The sequence below is a fragment of the Denitratisoma oestradiolicum genome (assembly GCF_902813185.1).
Lineage (GTDB): Bacteria > Pseudomonadota > Gammaproteobacteria > Burkholderiales > Rhodocyclaceae > Denitratisoma > Denitratisoma oestradiolicum.
The window spans coordinates 194,755-215,130 of sequence record NZ_LR778301.1 but is presented as its reverse complement, the minus strand read 5'-3'; the positions used below and the strand labels follow the sequence as shown (position 1 = coordinate 215,130).

Annotated in this window: 19 protein-coding genes; 11 read left to right on the top strand and 8 right to left on the bottom strand. The window is 63.8% G+C overall.

Annotated elements, in window-relative coordinates:
* Positions 1-23: 23 nt before the first annotated feature.
* The 4 genes from DENOEST_RS01165 to DENOEST_RS01150 all read right to left on the bottom strand — a co-directional run bounded on the left by DENOEST_RS01165 (position 24) and on the right by DENOEST_RS01150 (position 3,368).
* Positions 24-1,316 (bottom strand): dihydroorotase, encoded by a 1,293-nt coding sequence (locus DENOEST_RS01165; protein WP_145770103.1) that lies wholly within the window; start codon positions 1,314-1,316, stop codon positions 24-26.
* 111 nt (positions 1,317-1,427) lie between these two features.
* Positions 1,428-2,393, bottom strand: a complete 966-nt coding sequence (locus tag DENOEST_RS01160; RefSeq protein ID WP_145770104.1) for an aspartate carbamoyltransferase catalytic subunit — start codon at positions 2,391-2,393, stop codon at positions 1,428-1,430.
* Positions 2,390-2,842, bottom strand: a complete 453-nt coding sequence (gene ruvX, locus DENOEST_RS01155) for a Holliday junction resolvase RuvX (RefSeq protein WP_145770105.1) — start codon at positions 2,840-2,842, stop codon at positions 2,390-2,392. Before ruvX ends, DENOEST_RS01160 begins: the two co-directional genes overlap by 4 nt.
* Positions 2,808-3,368, bottom strand: a complete 561-nt coding sequence (locus DENOEST_RS01150) for a YqgE/AlgH family protein (RefSeq protein ID WP_145770304.1) — start codon at positions 3,366-3,368, stop codon at positions 2,808-2,810. Before DENOEST_RS01150 ends, ruvX begins: the two co-directional genes overlap by 35 nt.
* 99 nt (positions 3,369-3,467) lie before the next feature.
* Here DENOEST_RS01150 and DENOEST_RS01145 point away from each other — a divergent pair, with 99 nt between their 5' ends.
* The 9 genes from DENOEST_RS01145 to DENOEST_RS01105 all read left to right on the top strand — a co-directional run bounded on the left by DENOEST_RS01145 (position 3,468) and on the right by DENOEST_RS01105 (position 11,512).
* Complete coding sequence (locus tag DENOEST_RS01145) at positions 3,468-4,232, top strand: enoyl-CoA hydratase-related protein (protein WP_145770106.1); 765 nt, start codon at positions 3,468-3,470, stop codon at positions 4,230-4,232.
* Positions 4,233-4,324: 92 nt separating this feature from the next.
* Complete coding sequence (gene glyQ, locus DENOEST_RS01140; RefSeq protein WP_145770107.1) at positions 4,325-5,212, top strand: glycine--tRNA ligase subunit alpha; 888 nt, start codon at positions 4,325-4,327, stop codon at positions 5,210-5,212.
* 192 nt (positions 5,213-5,404) lie between these two features.
* Positions 5,405-7,474: a glycine--tRNA ligase subunit beta gene (glyS, locus tag DENOEST_RS01135; RefSeq protein ID WP_145770108.1), complete on the top strand. Its 2,070-nt coding sequence runs from the start codon at positions 5,405-5,407 to the stop codon at positions 7,472-7,474.
* Positions 7,475-7,621: 147 nt separating this feature from the next.
* Positions 7,622-8,158 carry a D-glycero-beta-D-manno-heptose 1,7-bisphosphate 7-phosphatase gene (gene gmhB / locus DENOEST_RS01130; RefSeq protein ID WP_145770109.1) on the top strand — a complete coding sequence of 179 codons (537 nt, stop codon included), beginning with the start codon at positions 7,622-7,624 and terminating at the stop codon, positions 8,156-8,158.
* Positions 8,155-8,889 (top strand): lysophospholipid acyltransferase family protein, encoded by a 735-nt coding sequence (locus DENOEST_RS01125; RefSeq protein ID WP_232096408.1) that lies wholly within the window; start codon positions 8,155-8,157, stop codon positions 8,887-8,889. The genes gmhB and DENOEST_RS01125 overlap by 4 nt, the downstream gene beginning before the upstream one ends.
* Positions 8,876-9,349, top strand: a complete 474-nt coding sequence (locus tag DENOEST_RS01120) for a YgjP-like metallopeptidase domain-containing protein (protein WP_170228140.1) — start codon at positions 8,876-8,878, stop codon at positions 9,347-9,349. Before DENOEST_RS01125 ends, DENOEST_RS01120 begins: the two co-directional genes overlap by 14 nt.
* On the top strand, positions 9,346-10,101 hold the full coding sequence (locus tag DENOEST_RS01115) for a M48 family metallopeptidase (RefSeq protein ID WP_145770111.1): 756 nt from the start codon (positions 9,346-9,348) through the stop codon (positions 10,099-10,101). Before DENOEST_RS01120 ends, DENOEST_RS01115 begins: the two co-directional genes overlap by 4 nt.
* Before the next feature lie 65 nt (positions 10,102-10,166).
* Positions 10,167-10,616 carry a cupredoxin domain-containing protein gene (locus tag DENOEST_RS01110; protein ID WP_145770112.1) on the top strand — a complete coding sequence of 150 codons (450 nt, stop codon included), beginning with the start codon at positions 10,167-10,169 and terminating at the stop codon, positions 10,614-10,616.
* A gap of 5 nt (positions 10,617-10,621) precedes the next feature.
* Positions 10,622-11,512 (top strand): ethylbenzene dehydrogenase-related protein, encoded by an 891-nt coding sequence (locus tag DENOEST_RS01105; protein ID WP_197970474.1) that lies wholly within the window; start codon positions 10,622-10,624, stop codon positions 11,510-11,512.
* Here the strand turns inward: DENOEST_RS01105 and DENOEST_RS01100 are convergent.
* Complete coding sequence (locus DENOEST_RS01100; protein WP_170228141.1) at positions 11,505-13,187, bottom strand: diguanylate cyclase; 1,683 nt, start codon at positions 13,185-13,187, stop codon at positions 11,505-11,507. The genes DENOEST_RS01105 and DENOEST_RS01100 overlap by 8 nt on opposite strands.
* A gap of 220 nt (positions 13,188-13,407) precedes the next feature.
* Positions 13,408-15,099 carry a diguanylate cyclase gene (locus tag DENOEST_RS01095; protein ID WP_145770115.1) on the bottom strand — a complete coding sequence of 564 codons (1,692 nt, stop codon included), beginning with the start codon at positions 15,097-15,099 and terminating at the stop codon, positions 13,408-13,410.
* 197 nt (positions 15,100-15,296) lie between these two features.
* Here DENOEST_RS01095 and gloA point away from each other — a divergent pair, with 197 nt between their 5' ends.
* Together gloA and DENOEST_RS01085 are read left to right on the top strand one after the other, a co-directional pair.
* Positions 15,297-15,683: a lactoylglutathione lyase gene (gene gloA, locus DENOEST_RS01090; protein WP_145770116.1), complete on the top strand. Its 387-nt coding sequence runs from the start codon at positions 15,297-15,299 to the stop codon at positions 15,681-15,683.
* Positions 15,680-16,450: a DUF2889 domain-containing protein gene (locus DENOEST_RS01085; RefSeq protein WP_145770117.1), complete on the top strand. Its 771-nt coding sequence runs from the start codon at positions 15,680-15,682 to the stop codon at positions 16,448-16,450. Before gloA ends, DENOEST_RS01085 begins: the two co-directional genes overlap by 4 nt.
* 10 nt (positions 16,451-16,460) lie before the next feature.
* On the opposite strand, the gene DENOEST_RS01080 is transcribed toward DENOEST_RS01085, so the two are convergent.
* Both DENOEST_RS01080 and DENOEST_RS01075 read right to left on the bottom strand, forming a co-directional pair.
* Positions 16,461-18,194 (bottom strand): EAL domain-containing protein, encoded by a 1,734-nt coding sequence (locus tag DENOEST_RS01080; protein ID WP_145770118.1) that lies wholly within the window; start codon positions 18,192-18,194, stop codon positions 16,461-16,463.
* 169 nt (positions 18,195-18,363) lie between these two features.
* Positions 18,364-20,349, bottom strand: coding sequence for a cytochrome C (locus DENOEST_RS01075; RefSeq protein WP_145770119.1), 1,986 nt, complete (start codon positions 20,347-20,349; stop codon positions 18,364-18,366).
* Positions 20,350-20,376 lie beyond the last annotated feature (27 nt).

Here is a 20,376-nt window from a genome sequence, read left to right as displayed (position 1 = left end):
GAATTCTCCTCTGCATGTTGATGTCAGCCCCACGAGCCATCGTAGGACAGCTGTCCGTCAACAAGAGTGTACCTCACTCGGCCTTCGAGTTCCCAACCCAGGCAGGGCGTGTTCTTGCCCTGGCTCTTGAGGGACTCGCGGCTGATCCGCAGGGAGGCGACAGGATCGAAAATGCAGATGTCGGCCGGAGCGCCCGGCGACAGATTTCCTCCCTCGATGCCCAGCAGTCGGGCCGGGTCGGAAGTGATCCGCGCCAGGATGGTCGAAATGGGTAGGTTCATTTCCCGTCCCCACTTCAGACACAGGGGCAACAGCAGTTCCAGGCCCGTGGCGCCGGGTTCGGCCTCGCCGAAGGGCAGTTGTTTGCCATCGTCGTCCACCGGGGTGTGATCGGAGCAGAGGGCATCAATGGCGCCGCTGGCCAGACCCCGGCGCAAGGCATCCCGGTCCGACTGGGCCCGCAGGGGCGGATCGATGCGGGCATGGGGATCAAAGAAGCCGATATCGTTCTCGCACAAATGCAGGTGATGTACCGCCACGTCGCAGGTGACGGCGACGCCTTCGTCCCGGGCCGCAGTAATCATCTCCAAGGCCGCCCCGGAAGAAATCCGTGTCACATGGACCCGGGCGCCGGTGACCCGTGCCAGCTCCAGGATGGTGGCTAGAGCGATGGTCTCGGCCGCCACCGGGATACCCACCAGACCCAGCCGCGCGGCCACCTCGCCGTCGTGGGCGATGCCGTCCCGGGCCAGATAGGGGTCCTGGGCCGAGAGCCAGACGGGGAAATCGAAGGTGGCGGCGTACTGCATGGCCCGCAGCAGCACCTGGGTATCGACGATGGCGATGTTGGCCTGACCAAAGGCGACACAACCGGCTTCGGCCAGCTCGGCCATTTCGGTCAGGTGCTTGCCCCCCAGCTTCTCGGTGAGGGCGCCGATGGGATAGACCTTGGCGAACTCCGGCAGCCGCGCACGATGCTTGAGCATTTCCACCAGCCCCGGCTCGTCCAGGGGGGGATCGGTATCCGGCGGACAGGCCAGGCTGGTGACGCCTCCGGCGGCGGCGGCGGCCATTTCCGACTCCAGGGTGGCCCGGTACTCGAAGCCGGGCTCCCGCAGCCGTGCCGAGAGATCCACCAGACCGGGGCAGACCACGCAGCCCGAGGCGTCGATGGTGCCCACCGTGCCGCTCTCCGCGAAGCCCGCTGGCTCGCTATCCACGCCCACCACCCGGCCATCGGCGATGAACAAGTCGGCCTGGCGGTCGATCTTGCTGGCCGGATCCACGAAACGGCCGTTCTTGATTTGCAACTTCATGGTGTCTCCCGAAGGGCTGCCCTGACCGAAGGAAATCCCCGTGGGACGAGGGAGGCAGCGGCTCCCTTGGGGGACAGAGCAGCGGCACAGCCGCAAACGTGGGGGCTCATATCAGTTCCCCGCCAGCATGCCCATCACCGCCATGCGCACGGCGATGCCGAATGTCACCTGGGGCAGGATCACCGACTGCCTCCCGTCGGCCACTGCCGAATCGATTTCCACGCCCCGGTTCATGGGCCCCGGATGCATCACGATGGCGTCGGGCTTGGCCTGGGCCAGCTTGTCCGGAGTGAGGCCGTAGGACTTGAAGAATTCCTGGGCGCTGGGCAACAGTGCCCCGCTCATGCGTTCGTTCTGGAGCCGCAGCATCATCACCACATCGACACCGCGCAGGCCTTCTTTCATGTCGTGGCAGACCCGCACCCCCATCTTCTCGACGCCCGTGGGCAAGAGGGTCTTGGGAGCGATGGCACGAATCTCCGGCACGCCCAGGGTGGTCAGGGCATGGATCTGCGAGCGGGCCACCCGGGAATGGAGGATGTCGCCGACGATGGCCACCGTCAGGTTGTGGAACTCCCGCTTGAAGTGGCGGATGGTGTACATATCCAGCAGGGCCTGGGTGGGATGGGCGTGACGGCCGTCGCCGGCGTTCACCACATGAATGTGATCCTGCCGGGTGGCCGCCAGATGGCGCGCCATCAGGTGAGGGGCGCCGCTGGTGGCATGGCGCACCACGAACATGTCGGCCTGCATCGCCGCCAGATTGTCCACCGTGTCCAGCAAGGTTTCCCCCTTGGCCGTGGAGGAGGTGTTGATATTGAGGTTGATCACATCCGCCGACAGACGCTTGGCGGCGATCTCGAAGGTGGTGCGGGTGCGCGTGGAGTTCTCGAAGAACAGATTGAACACGCTCTTGCCGCGCAGGGTGGCGAGCTTCTTTTCCTCCTGGCCCGCCAGTTCGGTAAGGGGGCGGGCGGCATCCAGGATGCCGATAATCACGTCCCGGGGCAGGCCCTCGATGGTGAGCAGGTGCTGCAACTCGCCATGCTTGTTCAGTTGGGGATTGGATGAGTTCATTTGGCGTCGAAGTAACTTTGCAAAATGATGGCGGCCGCCTCGGCGTCCAGGGTTTTCCTGCGGGTTTTCCAGTCCTGGCCGCGAGCGCTCAGTCGCTCCTCCGCCTCGACGGAGGAAAGACGCTCGTCGGTCAGGGTCACGGGCAGATTGAAGCGTCCTTCCAGTTGCCGGGCGAAGCGGCGGCAGCGGGCGGACATTTCATGTTCCTCGCCCGCCAGACTCAGGGGCAGACCCACCACCAGCCGGGTGGGTTGCCATTCCTTGATCAACCGGTCGATGGCGGCGAAGCGGGCCTCATTGGCCTCGGCATCAATGGTGGTCAGGGGACGGGCGCTGCCCAGCAGGGACTCGCCCAGGGCCACCCCGATGCGCCGGGTGCCGAAGTCGAAGGCAAGCACGGTGCCGTCCGCCAATTCAAGCGTGCCCCGCCACCTCGGAGAGGTTGGCAAAGTCCACGCCCAGGAGTTGCATCGCGGCGGGGAGTCGCTCCTCCGGCGGCAAGCCGAAAATCACATGGGGGTCGGCCTGGACTGTGAGCCAGGCATTCTGGGCCAGCTCCCACTCCAGTTGGCCGGCGGACCAGCCGGCGTAACCCAGGGTGACCAGCACATCCTCGGGTTTGCCGGTGGCACCCATGGACAACAGGATGTCCCGGGAACTGGTGAGGGCCAGCTCGTCCCGAATGTTCAGGGAGGACTGCCAGTCTCCCGGCGGACGATGCAGGATGAAGCCCCGGTCGGTCTGCACCGGGCCGCCGAAATAGACCGGCAACTCACCGATGTCCGTCGCATCCAGCGGAATATCCACCCGCTCGAAGAGCGTAGCCAAGCTCATGTCCGTGGGGCGATTGACGATCACACCCAGGGCGCCATCGGCGTTGTGTTCGCAGACGTAGGTCAGGGTGCGAAAAAAGTTCGGGTCCGCCATGGCTGGCATGGCAATCAGGAAATGGTGGGTAAGGCTGACGATATCCATGGCGCGGAGGCATTGTAGTCTACGTGCCGTCATGAATGGGACTTCCACACTCGCCAGGTTCCGCCACGACCACCCGCCCCCTTACACGGACTTTTCACCATGCACATTCTGACCAGCATCAAGGCCGGCGTCGGCATCATCGAGTTCAATCGTCCCGAACAGCGCAACGCCCTCAACGGGCCCATGTATGCCGCCATGGCCGATTTCCTGGAGGCCGCCACGGTGGACCCGTCCGTACGGGTGGTGGTGTTTACCGGCCAGCCCGGCATTTTCTGCGCAGGCAACGACTTGACGGAATTCACTTCCGCCCCCGCCCCGGGCGTGGTGCCGCCGACCTCCCGCTTTCTCGATCTGGTGGAAACCTTCGGCAAACCCCTGGTGGCCGCCGTCACCGGTACCGCCGTGGGCATCGGCGTCACCCTGCAGCTCCACTGCGATCTGGTTTATGTGGCCGAGGATGCCAAGCTTTCCATGCCGTTCACCCGCCTGGGGCTGGTGCCCGAGCTGGCCTCCAGCCTGCTGCTGCCCCAGCGCATCGGCCATGTCCGCGCCGCCAGGCTGCTCCTGCTGGGAGAGACTTACAGCGGCCGAGAGGCGGTGGACTGGGGACTGGCCAATGCCGCCCTGCCGGCGGCGGCGGTGCGGGATGCCGCCCTCGACGCCGCCCGGCGCCTGGCCGCCCTGCCGCCGGGTGCCATTCGTGACACCCGCGCCCTGATGCGCCGCGCCCATGCCGCAGCCATTCACGATGCCCTGGCCGCCGAGGCCGATGTCTTCATGAGCCGCCTCGGCGGCCCGGAGGTGAAGGAGGCCGTGGCGGCCTTTTTCGAGAAGCGGGCCGCGGACTTCTCGCGCTTCTCCTGAGCGAGCTTCCCCGGGCCTGTCGGTCTTGCCGACGAATCCCTGTAAAATCCTGCCTTTGAGCAATTCTCCAGCCTCAGCTGATCCCATCCCAAATGTCAGTCAAACCCACCTTCCAGGAGGTCATCCTCCGTCTCCAGAATTACTGGGACCAGCAGGGCTGCGTCCTGCTCCAGCCCTACGACATCGAAGTGGGGGCCGGCACCTTCCATACCGCCACCTTCCTCCGCGCCATCGGCCCCGAACCCTGGCGCGCCGCCTACGTGCAGCCCTCGCGCCGGCCCAAGGACGGACGTTACGGCGAGAACCCCAACCGGCTCCAGCACTACTACCAGTATCAGGTGGTGCTGAAGCCGAACCCGCCAAATATCCAGGACCTGTACCTGGACTCCCTGCGTGCCCTGGGTATCGACACCGCCGAGCATGACATCCGCTTCGTCGAGGACGACTGGGAAAGCCCGACCCTGGGAGCCTGGGGCCTGGGCTGGGAAGTGTGGCTGAACGGCATGGAGGTAACCCAGTTCACCTACTTCCAGGAAGTGGGGTCGCTCCCCTGCAAGCCGGTGCTGGGGGAAATCACCTACGGCATCGAGCGCCTGGCCATGTACCTCCAGGGCGTGGAGAACGTCTACGACCTGGTGTGGGCGCCCGGTGTCACCTACGGCGATGTCTATCACCAGAACGAGGTGGAGCAATCCACCTACAACTTCGAACACTCGGACGTGGCCTGGCTGTTCTCCCAGTTTTCCAAATTTGAGTCCGAGGCCAAGCGCCTGATGGGCCTGAACCTGCCCCTGCCCGGCTTCGAAATGGTGATGAAGGCTTCCCACACCTTCAACCTGCTGGATGCCCGAGGCGCCATATCCGTCACCGAACGGGCCGCCTACATCGGCCGCGTCCGAGCCCTGGCCCGGGAAGTGGCCCAGGCCTATTACGATTCACGGGAACGTCTCGGCTTCCCCATGTGCGCCCAAGCTTCATGATGCGAGAAACAACACTTCGCATCATGAAAACGCTCGCCCCCCTTCGCCCCCCTCCGGGGGGTTCGATCCGGCTCGCCGCGCTCAATGTCACGGGGCGCTTCGTGGCAACACCGAACAATCTGCGGCTGGCGCCGCGTGTCGCTTTCCCTTGGGGCAGCCCGGCGGGAAAGCTGATTTCACACTGGATGTGACATGAAACAGACGCTGCTGATCGAGCTCCTCACCGAGGAACTGCCCCCCAAATCCCTGGCCAGGCTGGCCCAGGCCTTTTACGATCAGGTACAAAAGTCCCTGTTCGAAGCTGGCTTCATCGAGGCCGCCACCGAAGGCCGCTGGTTCGCCACGCCGCGTCGCCTGGCCCTGCAATTCGCCGACGTGTTGACCACCCAGCCCGACCGGGTGATCGAGAAGAAAGGACCCGCCGTGACTTCCGGCGTGGATGCCGCAGGCAAACCCACCAAGGCCCTGGAAGGCTTCATGCGCTCCGCCGGCGTGAGCTTTGAGCAATTGGAAAAACTCAACGACGGCAAGGCCGAATATTTCGTCGCCCGTCAGGCCAAGACCGGCGAAGCGCTCTCCGTCCACCTGGCCGGCTTTGTCGAGGCCGCCCTGAAAAAACTCCCCGTCGCCAAGCTGATGCGCTGGGGTGCCTCGGAAATACAGTTCGTCCGCCCGGTCCATGGCCTGGTGATGCTGCATGGCTCCGCCATCGTTCCCGGCAGCGTGCTGGGGCTGGACAGCGGCCGCGCCACACGGGGCCACCGCTTCATGGGACCAGGGGGCGCCATCGAGATCGGCAGCGCCGATGACTATGCCCCGACCCTGCTGGAGCAGGGCATGGTGGTAGCCGGCTTCGACCAGCGTCGCGCCATGATCCGGAAACAACTGGACCAGGCCGCCGCGAAGCGCAATCTAACCTGGCTCAAGGACGAAGCCCTGCTCGATGAAGTCACCGCCCTGGTGGAGCATCCCACGGTCTACGAGGCCGGCTTCGAGGCCGAATTCCTCGCCGTGCCCCAGGAATGCCTGATCCTGACCATGAAGGCCAACCAGAAATACTTCCCCCTGATGGATGCCGCCGGCAAGCTGACCAATCGCTTCCTGGTGGTGTCCAACATGGCCGTGGCCGACCCGACCAACATCGTCGAGGGCAACGCCCGGGTGGTGCGCCCCCGTCTGGCCGACGCCAAGTTCTTCTTCGAGACCGACCGCAAGACGCCGCTTGCCAACCGGGTCGAGAAGCTGTCCAAAGTGGTCTATCACAACAAGCTGGGCAGCCAGGGGGAGCGGGTAGAGCGCTTGGTGAAGCTCTCCGGCACCATCGCCCGGCGCCTCAATGTGGACAGCGTCCAGGCCGAACGGGCCGCCCTGCTGGCCAAGGCCGATCTGGTCAGCGACATGGTGGGGGAATTTCCCGAGCTGCAAGGCATCATGGGCCGCTATTACGCCGCCCATGATGGCGAAGCTCCCGCCGTGGCCGAGGCCATCGAGGCCCACTACAAACCCCGCTTCAACGGCGACACGCTGCCCGTCGGCAACATCGCCGCCGCGGTGGCCCTGGCCGACAAGCTGGACGCCCTGGTGGCCTTCTTCGGCATCGGCCAGATTCCCACCGGCGACAAGGACCCCTTCGGTCTGCGCCGGGCCGCCCTGGGCGTGCTGCGCATCCTGATGGAGTCGCCCCTGCCCCTGGATCTGGCGGAACTGATCAATGATGCCGCCGCCACCTTTCCCGCCGGACTCCTCGCCACCAGCTTCGAGGTCCAGTTGCTGGACTTCATGCTGGAACGGCTGCGCAACCTGTTGAAGGATGCCGGCCACGATCAGCGCCTGGTGGAGGCAGTGCTGGCCCTGATGCCCACCCGCATCGATACCGTGCCGGCCAAGCTGGCGGCAGTGAAGGCCTTCGTCGCTCTGCCCGAGGCGGAAGCCCTGGCCGCTGCCAACAAACGCATCGTCAACATCCTGAAGAAGGCGGAAGGCTCGGCCCGGGAAGTGGATGTCGCCCTGTTGCAGGAAGCTGCGGAAAAAGCCCTCTTCGCCCAAGTTACGGCCATTGGGCCCCAAGTCCATTCCCAGGTGACCAATGGCGATTACAGCGGCGCCCTGACCGTCCTGGCCGGCCTGAGAGGCGCGGTAGATAACTTCTTCGACGATGTAATGGTGAATGCCGAGGAGCCTCTGATCCGCGCCAACCGACTGGCCCTGCTGCACCAGTTGGCGGCTCTGATGAATCAAGTGGCGGATATTTCCAGACTATGAGGAGCCATCGGGGGAGCCAGGAGTGAGGACTAAAAACCACCTTTCTTTCTCCCTCGACTGCCTGAATCATCAAGCACCATTGGCAACGCCCCCTGAGGTCCTGGCCGGTCCTTGCCCCTCATGCATCACCCGGTATTGATCAGAAAAATGAAACTCGTCATTCTCGATCGCGACGGCGTCATCAATTTCGACTCGGACCAGTTCATCAAGTCTCCAGATGAATGGGTTCCCATTCCCGGCAGCCCCGAGGCCATCGCCCGCCTCAACCAGTGGGGCTATCGGGTGGTGGTGGCCACCAACCAGTCCGGCGTAGGCCGTGGCCTGTTCGAGATGGACACCCTCAACGCCATCCACGAAAAGATGATACGCACCGTGCACCAGGCGGGGGGGCGCATTGACGCCATCTTTTTCTGCCCCCACACCAACGTCGACCAGTGCGACTGCCGCAAACCCAGGGCCGGCATGCTGGAAGAAATCGCGGCCCGCTACAATGCCGACCTCACCGACGTACCGGCAGTGGGTGATTCCCTGCGGGACCTGCAGGCAGCGGTCAGCGTGGGCGCCCAACCCATGCTGGTGCTCACCGGCAAGGGGCACAAGACCCGGCTCGATCCAGCCCTGCCGAACAATACCCTGGTGTTCCCCGACCTGGCCGCCGCTGTCGCCCACATCACCACCTCATGATCACCGCCCTGCGTTCCACCCTGTTCCTGGCCGCCCTGGCCTTGCTGACCCCACCCTTCACCCTGCTGCTGCTGCTGTGCTTCTGGTTGCCCCACCGCACCCGGCTGCGCCTGGTGCAACCCTGGGTGTACACCGCGATCTGGCTGATCGAGCACCTGCTGGGTATCCGCAGCCGAGTGCTGGGACGGGAGAACATCCCGCCTCGCTCCGTGGTGGTGCTGGCCAAGCATCAGTCGGCCTGGGAGACCATCGTGCTCCAGGCCGTCTTCCGGGATCTGGTCTTTGTCTGGAAGAAGGAAATCATCTGGTTGCCTTTCTTCGGCTGGGCCCTGGCCCTGACACCGATGATCAGCATCGACCGCAACGCCGGCAAGAAAGCCCTGCGCCAACTGTTGTCCGTAGGCAAACAGCGCCTTGATGACGGCTATTCCGTGGCAATTTTCCCGGAAGGCACCCGGGTCAACCCCGGTGACAGGCACCGCTACCAACCGGGAGGCGCCTTTCTGGCCCATGCCGCCGCCGCCCCGGTGATCCCCGTGGCCCTCAATTCGGGGGAGGTCTGGGGCAAGAACGCCTTTTTCAAGAAATCCGGCACCGTCACCGTCAGCATCGGCCCCGCCATCGACCCGGCGGGCCGGCGAGTCGATGAAATCAACCAGCAGGCGGAAGCCTGGATCGAAGCCGAAATGCGCCACATCAGCCCCCATCTCTATGCCCATGAAAACGCGTAATCCCCAGTTCGCGCTGCGTCTTGACACCGCAGCCCAGGATCCCGACGAACGCTGGCACGAAGGCGCGGTCCTGGCCTATCTGGGCAGCGCCCTCACCCTGAAGCTGGCCACCGACCGCAAGCAGGCCCGCCTCGAAGGCCAGGTGCTGCACCTGCCCCTGCCGCCGGAGGCCAGCGCGCGCCAAGTGCGCGACGCCGCCGAGGCCTGGCTGCGCAGCGAAGCCAAACGCATCCTGGCGGCGACCATCGCCCGCCAGGCCGAACGCCAGGGCTGTCCCCTGCCGATCCTGCATCTGTCCTTCGCCGCCCGGGGTAGTTGGGCCCAGTCGGAAGCGAAAGGTATCCGTTGTCATTGGCGCCTGATCGAACAGGCGCCGGCAGTCATCGAACAGGTCATTGCACGGGTCGTCGCCACCCTGGCGCACCCCATGACCACCCCCGATCTCTTCAGCCTCGCGTGAGCCTGCCCGAACAACTCCTGCTGTTCCAGCAGCTCCCCCCCGCCAAGCCAGCCCCCCGCATGCGCCACGTGCTGCTGTGCGGCCGGGCGATCGCCTATGAACTGCGCCAGGGCGGACGGCGGCGCCTGACCATGCACATCGACGAACGAGGCCTGCGGGTCGGTTCTCCCCGTGCCATGCCCCTGACGGAGATCGAGGCCTTCATCCTGGACCACGGCGATTGGGTCATCGCCAAGCTCGACGAATTCGCCAGCCGCCAGGGGCTGCGCCAGCTCGCCATCCGCGACGGCCAGCGACTGCCCCTGCTCGGGGGCGAGGTGGAGGTTCGGGTCTCGTCCGGCGCCAATCGCTTCCACTGGCGCGAGGAGTGGCTGGAACTGGCCGCCAGGAAGGACGCCGACCTGGATGAACTGGCCCGGCGCGCCCTCAAGGCCCGCGCCCTGGAAGTCTTCGCCGAGCGCCTGACCCTCTTCGCCCACGCCATGGGCCACGATCATCCGCCGCCCCTCAGCCTCTCCTCGGCCCGCGCCCGCTGGGGCAGTTGCAGCCTGCTGACGGGCATTCGCCTCAACTGGCGTTTGATCCACCTGCCCCTGGACCTGGTGGACTACGTGGCGGTCCATGAGCTGGCCCACCTGCGGGAGATGAATCACAGCCCCCGCTTCTGGGCCGAGGTGGCCCGAGGCTGCCCCGAATGGCGGGAACGCCGGGCCGAACTCAAGCGGCGCGGTGCGGAAATTCCCATCGTCTAGACACTCCCGTGATCAACTGATGGATAATCCCTTTCCGTAACATGACTATTGGAGAGGAGAGCTTGATGCGCACCCTTGCTGCAGTTCTTGTACTGATGCTGACACCAGTCGTCGCCCTGGCCCAGGCCACGCCGGTACCCAATGCCGCCGAGCTGGTCAAGGCCGCCGACTGGAAGGCCATGGAGACCATCACCGTCGTTATGGGCGAGCACCATTACACGCCCCAGGACCTCACCCTCAAAGCCGGCAAGCCCTACAAGATCGAACTCAAGAATGAGGGCGACAAGGATCATTACTACACGGCGCCCGAGTTCTTTCAGAACGTGGCCTGGCGCAAGGTGATGGTCAACAAGCAGGCAGAGATCAAGGCACCTTACTTCAGTGCCGTGGAGATCCTGAAGAAGGGACAGCTCGACCTCTATCTGATCCCGGTGAACAAAGGCAGCTACGTGGTCTATTGCACCATCGACGACCACCGGCAGCAGGGTATGGAAGGCCGGATCACCATCGAGTGAGATTGATGCGGATTGTGCCGATCCTGCTGGGCCTGAGCAGCGCTGTCGTCCTGGCGTCGGAAGCGCCTCAATCGATTCCGGTGATCCCTCTCGCCGCGGAGCCTGTCGTCGATGGCAAGCTGACCGACTGGGGCACTGGCGGCTGGATCAAAGTGCCGGTGAAGCCCGCCGTGGCAACTGCTGACCGGGTCCGCTTCGGCCTCAATGCCGAGGAAAAGAATGTCACCGGTAGCCTGACGGTGCAGTTGAAGGCCGGGATCTACCAGGATCGGCTGTTCCTCGCCCTGCGCTGGCCGGACCCGACGGCAGATACCGAGTACAAGGGCTGGGAATGGCAGGGCAGCAAGTACATCGAATCCAGCAAACGCGATGACATGGCCGCCATCCGCTTCCACCTGGGGGGCGATTTCGACCGCAGCATGCTGGCCGGCAAGACCTACAAGGTGGATGTCTGGCTCTGGTCCGCCGCCCGCACCAATCCGGCCGGGTTGGCAGAGGACTGGACCCACCAGATATCGGGCCAACCCATTGAGGACGCGGCCGAGTTCGAAATACCCGGCAGCGGCATCGTCTACATCAAGAAGAACCGGGATGGGGGCAGCCCCATTTACCGTCCCCTGCGCCCGCCCAGGACCCAGGGGGCGAGTCGGCTGCCTTCCTTCGAGATGACCGGCAGCGCTGCGGGCAGTATCGCCGACGTGGCCGCCAGGGGCGCCTGGAAGGGAGGCTACTGGAATCTGGAGTTCTCGCGCCGGCTCAACACCGGCAATGGTGATGACGCGGTGTTCAAACCCGGCCAGAGGCTTCTCGGCCAGATCGCCATATTCAATCGGGCCGACGACGAGAACAAGAGCGTGTCCGAGCCCCTGTCCTTCGATTTTTCCGCCCTCAGGTAGCCGGCCCCTCGGCCACCACCAACCGGTTGCGCCCCTCCTCCTTGGCTTGATAGAGGGCGGCATCCGCCGCCTCGACCAACTGCTCCGCCTTGCTCAGCGCGAGCTCAGGAAAGGTGGCGGCGCCCAGGCTGATGGTGACATGAAGGCCATCGACCAGCATGGCCTCGACATCCCGCCGCAGGCGCTCACCGACGCTGAGGGCACCGGCCCGGTCGGCTTCCGGCAGGATGATCACAAACTCCTCCCCACCGTAACGGCAGGGCGTGTCGTACTTGCGCACCACCGCTTTCATCGCCTGCCCAACGGCCTGAAGCACCCGGTCCCCCTGGTCATGACCATGGGTGTCGTTGAATTTCTTGAAGTGGTCGATATCGAACAGCAACACTGAGAGGGGCTTGCCGGAGCGTTGGACGCGGCCGAACTCGGTACTCAGGGTGGTATCCATGTGGCGGCGATTGAAAACTCCGGTCAGGGCATCGGTGATGGAGACGCGGCGCAGTTCCTCGATCATGCGTTTTTCGTCAGTGACATCGCGGATCAGGGCCGCCGAACCCAGGGGCCGCCCGCCTTCGTCCTTGATGGAGGCGGCAGAAACCAGCACCACCCGATCCCGGTAGGCCACAGTCTCTGTGTGCCCAGCCTGGCCCGCGCCCGCCAGCAGGCGCTCCATCAGTTCCGGGTTGTCGAGCAGGTGCAGGAAGCCCTCGTCGCGGATGTTGGCCTCGGTCTTGCCCAGCAGCTCGGCCGCGGCGGGGTTGATGAGGACGATCGATCCGGCCGCGTCGGTGACCACAATGGCTTCCCGGGCCGCATGAATGATGGTGGTCAGTTTTTCCCGCTCCCGCACCAGCAGGTCATAGCCCAGCTTCAGGCTGGCAGTCATCTGATTGAAACTCTCCGCCATCTGGCGGATTTCGCCGCCCCCCTGCAAGGGCACCGTGGAGCCGATATCCCCCGACAAAATCCGCTTCATGGCCCGTGTGATCGCCTCGATGGGATGCACCACCGAGCGCCCCAGCATATAGCCGGTCACCGCCATGGTCAGAGCCATCGCCAGGGTGATGATCAGCATCGATTGCAGACGCACCCGGAAGATCGCCGCTTCGACGCCGGCCAGGCTCGATGTCACCTTGATCACCCCCCGGACCCGCTCATCACTGCCATGGCAGCGCTGGCATCCCGGCCCGGTGGGGATCGGATCGAAGAAGATGAACTGGCGTTGCCCCTTGCTGTCCGTGATTTCCCGTGCGGTGGCTTCCAGGGTCAGCAGCGCCCGCTGGAATTCCGCATCGGCCGGATCCAGATTCTTCCGGATGACGGGCTGAGGATAGAGGGGGAAGTTCTCGGCTCCCAGCCTTTCATTGACCCGGGACACCGTGGCATTGTCCCGAAAGGCTTCGCTGCCGTCGGCGCGCAGAATGACGAACTCACTGACATCCCGCAAGGCCCGTAGACGCTTGGAATACTCCCGCATGATCTCGGCGTGACCTTCCAGCATCACCGACTCCAACCCCTTGGTCACCGAGTTGGTGACCCGCTGCAGGGAGCGCTCGTAGTCGGTCAGGATCATTTTTTCCTGGTAACTGGTATAGAAGTAGGCAACACCGGAAAAGGCCAGGGCCAGGGCGATGCCGACCGTCAGCAGAAGCTTGTGGCGCAGGGTCCGCAATCTCACTGGACTACCCTCCCCCCAACCCCCTCCCCAAGGGAGGGGGTGACGACGGTTCGCCGCGTTGTGGCTCCGGGCTGTGTCTTGCGCCCCTTCGGGCGGCCGTACGGGGCGCGGGAACCGCCCCTCCCCCCGGCCCCCTCCCCGCGGGAGTGGGGGACGACGGTTCGCCGCGTTGCGGCTCCGGGCTGCGTCTTGCGCCCCTTCGGGCGGCCGTGCGGGGCGCTCATGGGGCATCTCCCTTGCTAAGCGTCGCCAACGTGGTGCGATTGCGCCCCTGGTGCTTGGACTGATACAGGGCGGCATCGGCCAGCTCGATCAGTTCCTCGGCGCTACCCGCTGCCAGCCGGGGAAGACCCGCCACCCCCAGGCTGATGGTCACCTGCAGGCCGTCCACACGCATTGTTTCCACATCCTGGCGCAGGCGCTCAGCCACGGCCAGGGCGGCTTCCATGGTGGTATCAGGCAGGATGCCAACGAACTCCTCGCCACCGTAACGGCAGGGGCTGTCGTACTTGCGCAAGGCCTCACGCAGGCATGTGGCCACCGCCCGCAACACCCGGTCTCCCTGGTCATGGCCATGGGTATCGTTGAATTTCTTGAAGTGATCCACATCGAACATGACCACTGACAGGGGGGCACCGGTACGCCGGGAACGCTCGAACTCCCGGCGCAGGGTGTCGTCCAGGTAGCGGCGATTGAACAGTCCGGTCAGACCGTCGGTGGTGGACAGGCGCCTGAGTTCCTCCTCCAGGCGTTTTTCCTCGGTGACGTCACGCAACAGACAGGCCGACCCCACCACATGGCCGTCCTCCACATGGATCGTGGAGACATAGACGTTGAGCACCTGCGCCTTGTACAACACGCTGATCGGCCCCCGGTTCTCGCGATCTGCCAACCAGCGGCGCATGCTGACCGGGTCGTCGAGCAGATCGTCGAAGCCCTCCTTGATGATCCGCTCCCGGGATTTTTGTATCAGACGCTCGGCGGCAGGATTCACCAACACGATGGCACCATCGCTGTCGGTGACCACGATGCCCTCCCCGGCGCCGAAAATGATGGTGGTCAGCTTGTCCTGCTCGGCCTGCAAGCCCTGGTAGGTATCCTGCAATTCCGAAGTCATCTGATTGAAGCTCATGGCCATGTGGCCCAGCTCGTCGTTGCCATGAATGGGTACCCGCTGCTCCAGGGCGCCGCCGGAGACGCGGCTCATGGCATCGGTCACCGCCTCGATGGGCGCCACCACGGTACGCCCCATCGTGTAGCCGGTCAGCAGCATGGTGCCCATCAGGGCCAGCCCCAGCACGATCAAGGAATCGTGCCGCACCTTGAGCACATCCCGCTCCACGGTGGACAGGGAAGTGGTCAGCTTGAGCACCCCCCGCACCGGACGGGCACGGCCATGGCACTTGTAGCACTTGCTCTGATTCTCGATCGGCGCCAGGAAGGTCAGCTCCTTCACGCCCTTGGTATCGAAGGTATAAAACGGCAAGGGCTGCTTTTCTTGCAGCACTCGGGCCAGCCGGGGGTCGTCCGCTGCCAGCACAGGGATGCGGACTTCCGTTTCCCGGGGCATGAAGGCCTCCTCGCCCCGTCGTCCATTGACCTCATTGATGGTCTTGTTGTCGCGGAAAGCCTCATCGCCGTTCGCCCGTAGAATGCGGAAATCGGAGATTTCTGGAACACCTTTCAGTCGCTCGGCATAGGCTGAGGCGATATCGGCCGAGCCATGCAGCATCACGCTCTGCAAACCCTGGCTGACGCTCTCGGTGAGCTTCTGCATGGTGCGCTCGTTCTGAGCCAGCACCGCCTGCTCCTGCCGCTGGGTATAGAAATAGGCGGTAGCCACCAGGCCGATGGTCACGGCCAGACCGACCACGAGCATGATCTTGTAACGGATGCGCAGACCCTTGATCATGGCTGCGCCAGCCTCGGCGTACACATCGGCCCCCCAGAAACCCTTTCCTCTTCATGGGAAAGTGGCCGGATTGTAGCCTGAATATCGACACTGCCCCCATCCTGCTGCAACCGCCACCCGGGCCAAAAGGGGCAAAGCCAGGGGCGATGGGATACCATCTCGCCGTTCCGAGCATCATCAACGGGGTCGATGACACCATGAGAATTTTGCACACCATGCTCCGGGTCGGTGACCTGGAAAAGTCCCTGGACTTTTACACCCAGGTGCTGGGCATGCGCCTGCTGCGCCGCCATGACTATCCCGAAGGGAAGTTCACCCTTGCCTTCGTCGGCTACGCCGATGAGGGCAGCAGCGCGGTGATCGAACTGACCTACAACTACGGGGTTGAAAAGTACGAACTTGGCAACGCCTTCGGCCATATCGCCCTGGCGGTGCCGGACGCCGCTGCCGCCTGCGCGACTATCCGTCAGCGGGGCGGCAAGGTGGTCAGGGAAGCGGGGCCGATGAAACATGGCAGTACCATCATCGCCTTCGTCGAGGACCCGGATGGCTATCGCATCGAACTGATCCAGGACAAGCCATGAGCAAGATTCTCCGTCGCCGTATCCAGATTGTCGCCGGCGACCGCAGCGTTCGCGCCGACGTCGAGGACAACCAGCACCGTTTCGGCATCATCGTGCACCACGATGGCAGCCGGGTACTGGCCGTGGAAGCAGACACTACGCACGTCCGCAGCCCCTGGGCCCAATGCCCGGGAGCTGCCGGCAATCTACCTCGGCTGGTGGGCATGGCCCTGGCGTCCCACCCTCAGGCGGCCTACCGGCATACGCCGAGCGCCGAGCAATGCACCCACATGTTCGATCTGGCCAGCCTGGCCATTGCCCACGCCGCCCGTGGCACAACTCGCCGTCTTTATGACATGGAAGTTCACACTGACGACAGTTTCCGTACCGAACTGGGGTCGCACGGCCACGTTCTCTCCGGGCAGCGCCGGCTGCTGCTGCGGCGCGATGGCGAACTGGCGCTGGAGTGGCCCATGGAGGGCGACGAGATCACCGCGGGCCCTTGCGCCGGTCAAAACGTGCGCAGCATGATGCGTTGGGTGGACGTCTCGCTCAGCGACCTGGATGAGATCGAGGCGATCACCATCGCCCGCCGCACCCTGATCGTTTCCATCTCTCTGTTGTTCGACATGGACAACCTCCCTGCGGGAGTCAACGAAAAGATGAAGGCGCGCAGCGGCGCCTGCTATTCCTACCAGCCTGCGCTGATTCCCACCCTCACCCGCGCCCATGGCAGCAGCCGGGACTTTTCGCAACGCCCGGACGACCTGCTGGCCGACAGGAAGTAAGGCGGCGCGCTCAGCTATCCCGGTGCGCGGTGCCGGCGCTCACCCAGGATGGGTCCGGGCGATAGGCGCGCACCCAATCTGGCATCAACTCCCCTCGCATGGGCCGGGCGATGCCGTAGCCCTGGGCGACATCGCAGCCCAGCCGCAACACCATGGCGCCCAATTCGCGGGTCTCGACGCCCTCGGCCACCACCTGCCGGCGGAAAGCCTGGGTCAGGCCAATGATGCTTTCCACAATCGCCACATCTTCCGAGTTGCGCAGCAGGTCGACGATGAAGCTCTGGTCGATCTTCAAGGTCCGCGCAGGCAGGCGCTTGAGGTAGGCAAGGGAGGAATAGCCGGTGCCAAAATCGTCCAGGGCAAAGCTCACCCCCAGTTGCCTGCACTGCTCGATGATCTCGCCGACCCGCTGGATGTCGTGCAAGGCGGCGGACTCGACGATTTCCAGCTCCAGCACCCCGTTCGGCAATTGAGGAAAGGCCTTCAGGACATCGGTCAGATGGGGGATGAACTGAGCGTCCTGCAACTGTCGGGACGACACATTGACGCTGACCGCCAGATCCGTACCCGCCCGGCGCCAAACATCCGCTTGGGCCAGGGCATTCTCGATCACCCATTTACCCACTTCGACGCACAGCCCCGCGTCTTCGATGATAGTCATGAACTCGCCGGGCAACAGCAGACCCCGTTCCGGATGGCGCCAACGCAGCAGGGCCTCGGTACCCACCACCCGGCCGCTGCGCAGGCAAACCTTGGGCTGATAGTGCAGCTCGAATTCCTGCGCCGCCAAGGCTTCCCGCAAACGGGCCGATGCTTGCCGACGGGGTTGCCTGGTATGGGCCGTGTCGAACAGGCGGTAGGAGTTGTAGCCTCTTTCCCGGGCCGCCGCCATGGCCTCGCCGGCATGACGTAACAGGGTTTCACCATCACTGTTGTCATCATCAGGATATATCGTGACACCAACTGCGGCCGAGAGTTGTATGCAATGGCCGTCGATATCGAAGGGCTGGGCCAGGATGTCCAGCACCCGCTCCATCACCCGGTCCAGTTCCCCCAATTGGCACAAGTCCCCCACCAGCAGAACAAACTCGTCGTCCCCTCGGCGAACCACGGTGTCCCCTCCCCGCAGTACCTCCCGCAGGCGTTGTGCCGCGGCCAGCAGCAGTGGGGTGCCAACCCGCTTCCCCAGGCTTTCCCGGACAGCCCGCAAGCCATCGATGTCCAGATGACAGACCGCCAGCAGGGATGCATCACAGCGGGCCCGTGTCATGGCCTGATACAGGCTGTCCGCCAGGACTACCGGGCCAGTGTTCTCCAGACAGATATCGAGCGACAGCCTGGAAGAACCTTCCTCCTTGCCACGGTGGCGGGGCAGCTCCCGTCCGACCACCAGCAGAAACGGAATGGCGCCTGCTGCATCCGGAACGGGCAGAAGACTGAGCTGGATACGGCGTTCATCGGGATCGCTCCCGAACAAGACCTCCAGTTCCCCCACCTCCCCCTGGCTTGCCTGCTGCAAACGGTAATGAGGGCTGCCGGAAAAGCGGGCGCCCAGCCAGCAGGGCAGGGTCCAGAAAAGGGCGTCGGCAACCGGCATCCCTGCCATCAGACCCGCCGCTGCGGGATTGCCATCCACCACCCGACCATCCGGTTCCAGCAGCCAGAGAAAATCTCCTCCCCGGTCCCACAGGGTTTGCCAACAAGCCGGATAAAGCGCCGACCAATGTTTCCACTGCGTTTGCATGCGTGTCGTTTCCTGCGCCCAATGCCTATTACTTTAGTCATAGTAACCAAAGTCACGGCCAAGTGGGAAACAACCGTCCCGTGCGGACGAAAAACAGGGCCCCACAAATGCCAACGGCCCGCCCCATCGATTGACAGGGCGGGCCGCTGGCAGGCGGAACATGCAGGGTTCAGTGACCCATGAAGCCGATAGCGACCAACACCAGCAGGCCAAGACCGATGGTGATCAGGGTCAGGCCCAGGATCTTGGAACCCAGGGTCATGACCAAGGACGGCGCATCCACCAGATGTTTCTCCAGTTCACCGCTCTCCACCAGCCGCTGATACTGGGCCGGATGATCACGACGGAACTCCTCCAGGGACTGGGTACCGGTGAACATCACCACGTCCGGCGGCGGCAGCTTGTCGGGCCGGAAGTGGTTGTTGAAGAAGTGCACCGTGAAGAGGAAGACCGCCGCCAGGAAGGCTTCCTCACCGTGCACCAGCATGATCACGTTGAAGACCCAGCCCGGCAGATAGCTTGCCGTCACATGGGGGAAGGCCATCATCAAGCCACTCCAGCCGATGATGTTCACCCCCCAGAAGACCGCCCAGTAGTCGAATTTCTCGAAATAGGCCCAACGGTCGAATTGGGGCCGCGGTCCCTTGCCAACGAACCACTTGAACATGCCCACACAGTCACTGAGATCCTTCCAGCGAGGAATCAGGGAATCGGGACCGAACCAGCGGAAGGTCTTGTCACGCAACAGCTTCTGCATCACATAGACGAAATGGATCAGGAAGATGCCGACGAAGAGCGCCGCCGCGACTCGATGCGTCAAGCCCATGGCATGGGGACTGCCGAACATCCCGGCCACCACGGGTGCCCAACTGCTTTCCGCATAGAGGGCAGCGGTTCCGGTCAGGACCAGGGTCATGGTCACCAGGGCAAAACTCAGGTGGCCCAGGCGCCAGCCCCAATGGAAGCGACGGAAGTGCTTCTTCTCGTCCAGGGCCAGGCCCTCTGTACGAATATGGGGCGCAGCCTTGCCCGCCTTGCGATCCTTGGCTTCCCGGTAATACCAGAGTCCGGAATGTAGCCAGAAGAAGGCGAAGACGCCAATCAGTAAGGCCACCATGAACTTGGAAGCGATCCAAAGTTGGGGATAGTGCTTGAAGTCGTGGGTGGTGGCATGGGCGCCGAAACTGGCGAAGCCCGCCGTGGCTTCCGGCAGATCTTTCTTGCCGTTGTGACACTGCTTGCAGGTACGCAGCAGATTATCCGGATGAACCTTGGACCCGGGATCATCGGCCTTGAGGATTTCGTGGCTGCCGTGACAGTTGTAGCACTTGGCGGTATACCCATAACCCAGGGTGTTCACCTGACCATGATAGGTGTCCTTGTAGCTCGCAAACTTCTCTTCATGGCAACCACCGCAGTTCTTGGTGACTGCGGCCTTGAAGGGCTCCCCCGAGGTATTGACAATGTTATGGGCGGTATGGCAATCGATACAGACAGCCACCTTCTTGTCCTGCTTTTCCTGAAGGGCCTTGCCATGGGCTGACCCGCTGTACTCATCCAGGGCATCCTCATGGCAAGTCTCGCCACAGACCTGGGGTACCGTGGCGTGCCATTCCGTGCGCTCGACGGAACCCCGCGGCGGCACAGCGAATTCATGGGTGTTGTGACACTGGTCGCAGACCGCCTTGGGCCGGGAAGGGTCATCCTTGTCGGGACGGGCGTGGAAGGATTTCTTGTAGGCCTCCACATTCTTCACCACCAACCCCATCCGCTCCTTTCCCTGGGTCTTGCCTTCCTGCTGTAGCGCTTCCCACAGACCCTGGTGGCAAGCCACGCAATTGGGCCCGGCCACGCCTGCAGCCTTCTTGTGGGACGCCTTGGCATCGGTGATTTCCCTGTGGCAGTCCACGCACTGCATCCTGCCATGGACGCTCTTGCCATATTTATCATGGCCGACGGTATAAAGCGCCCGGGTGTCATCGCCGCCAGGAACTTCGATCTTGCCCTTCTTTCCATCGTGGCAAGAAAGACAGGTGGCATTGCCGAGTCCGGACGGAGCCTCGCTGGTGGCAGCCTGGACAGGCACCAGCCAGGCCAGACCAAGAGCCAGGATCAGAGGTGCAGAGAGCCGCACCAGATAATTTATCGTTGCCATGATTTTGGATTCCTGATGACTACCCAT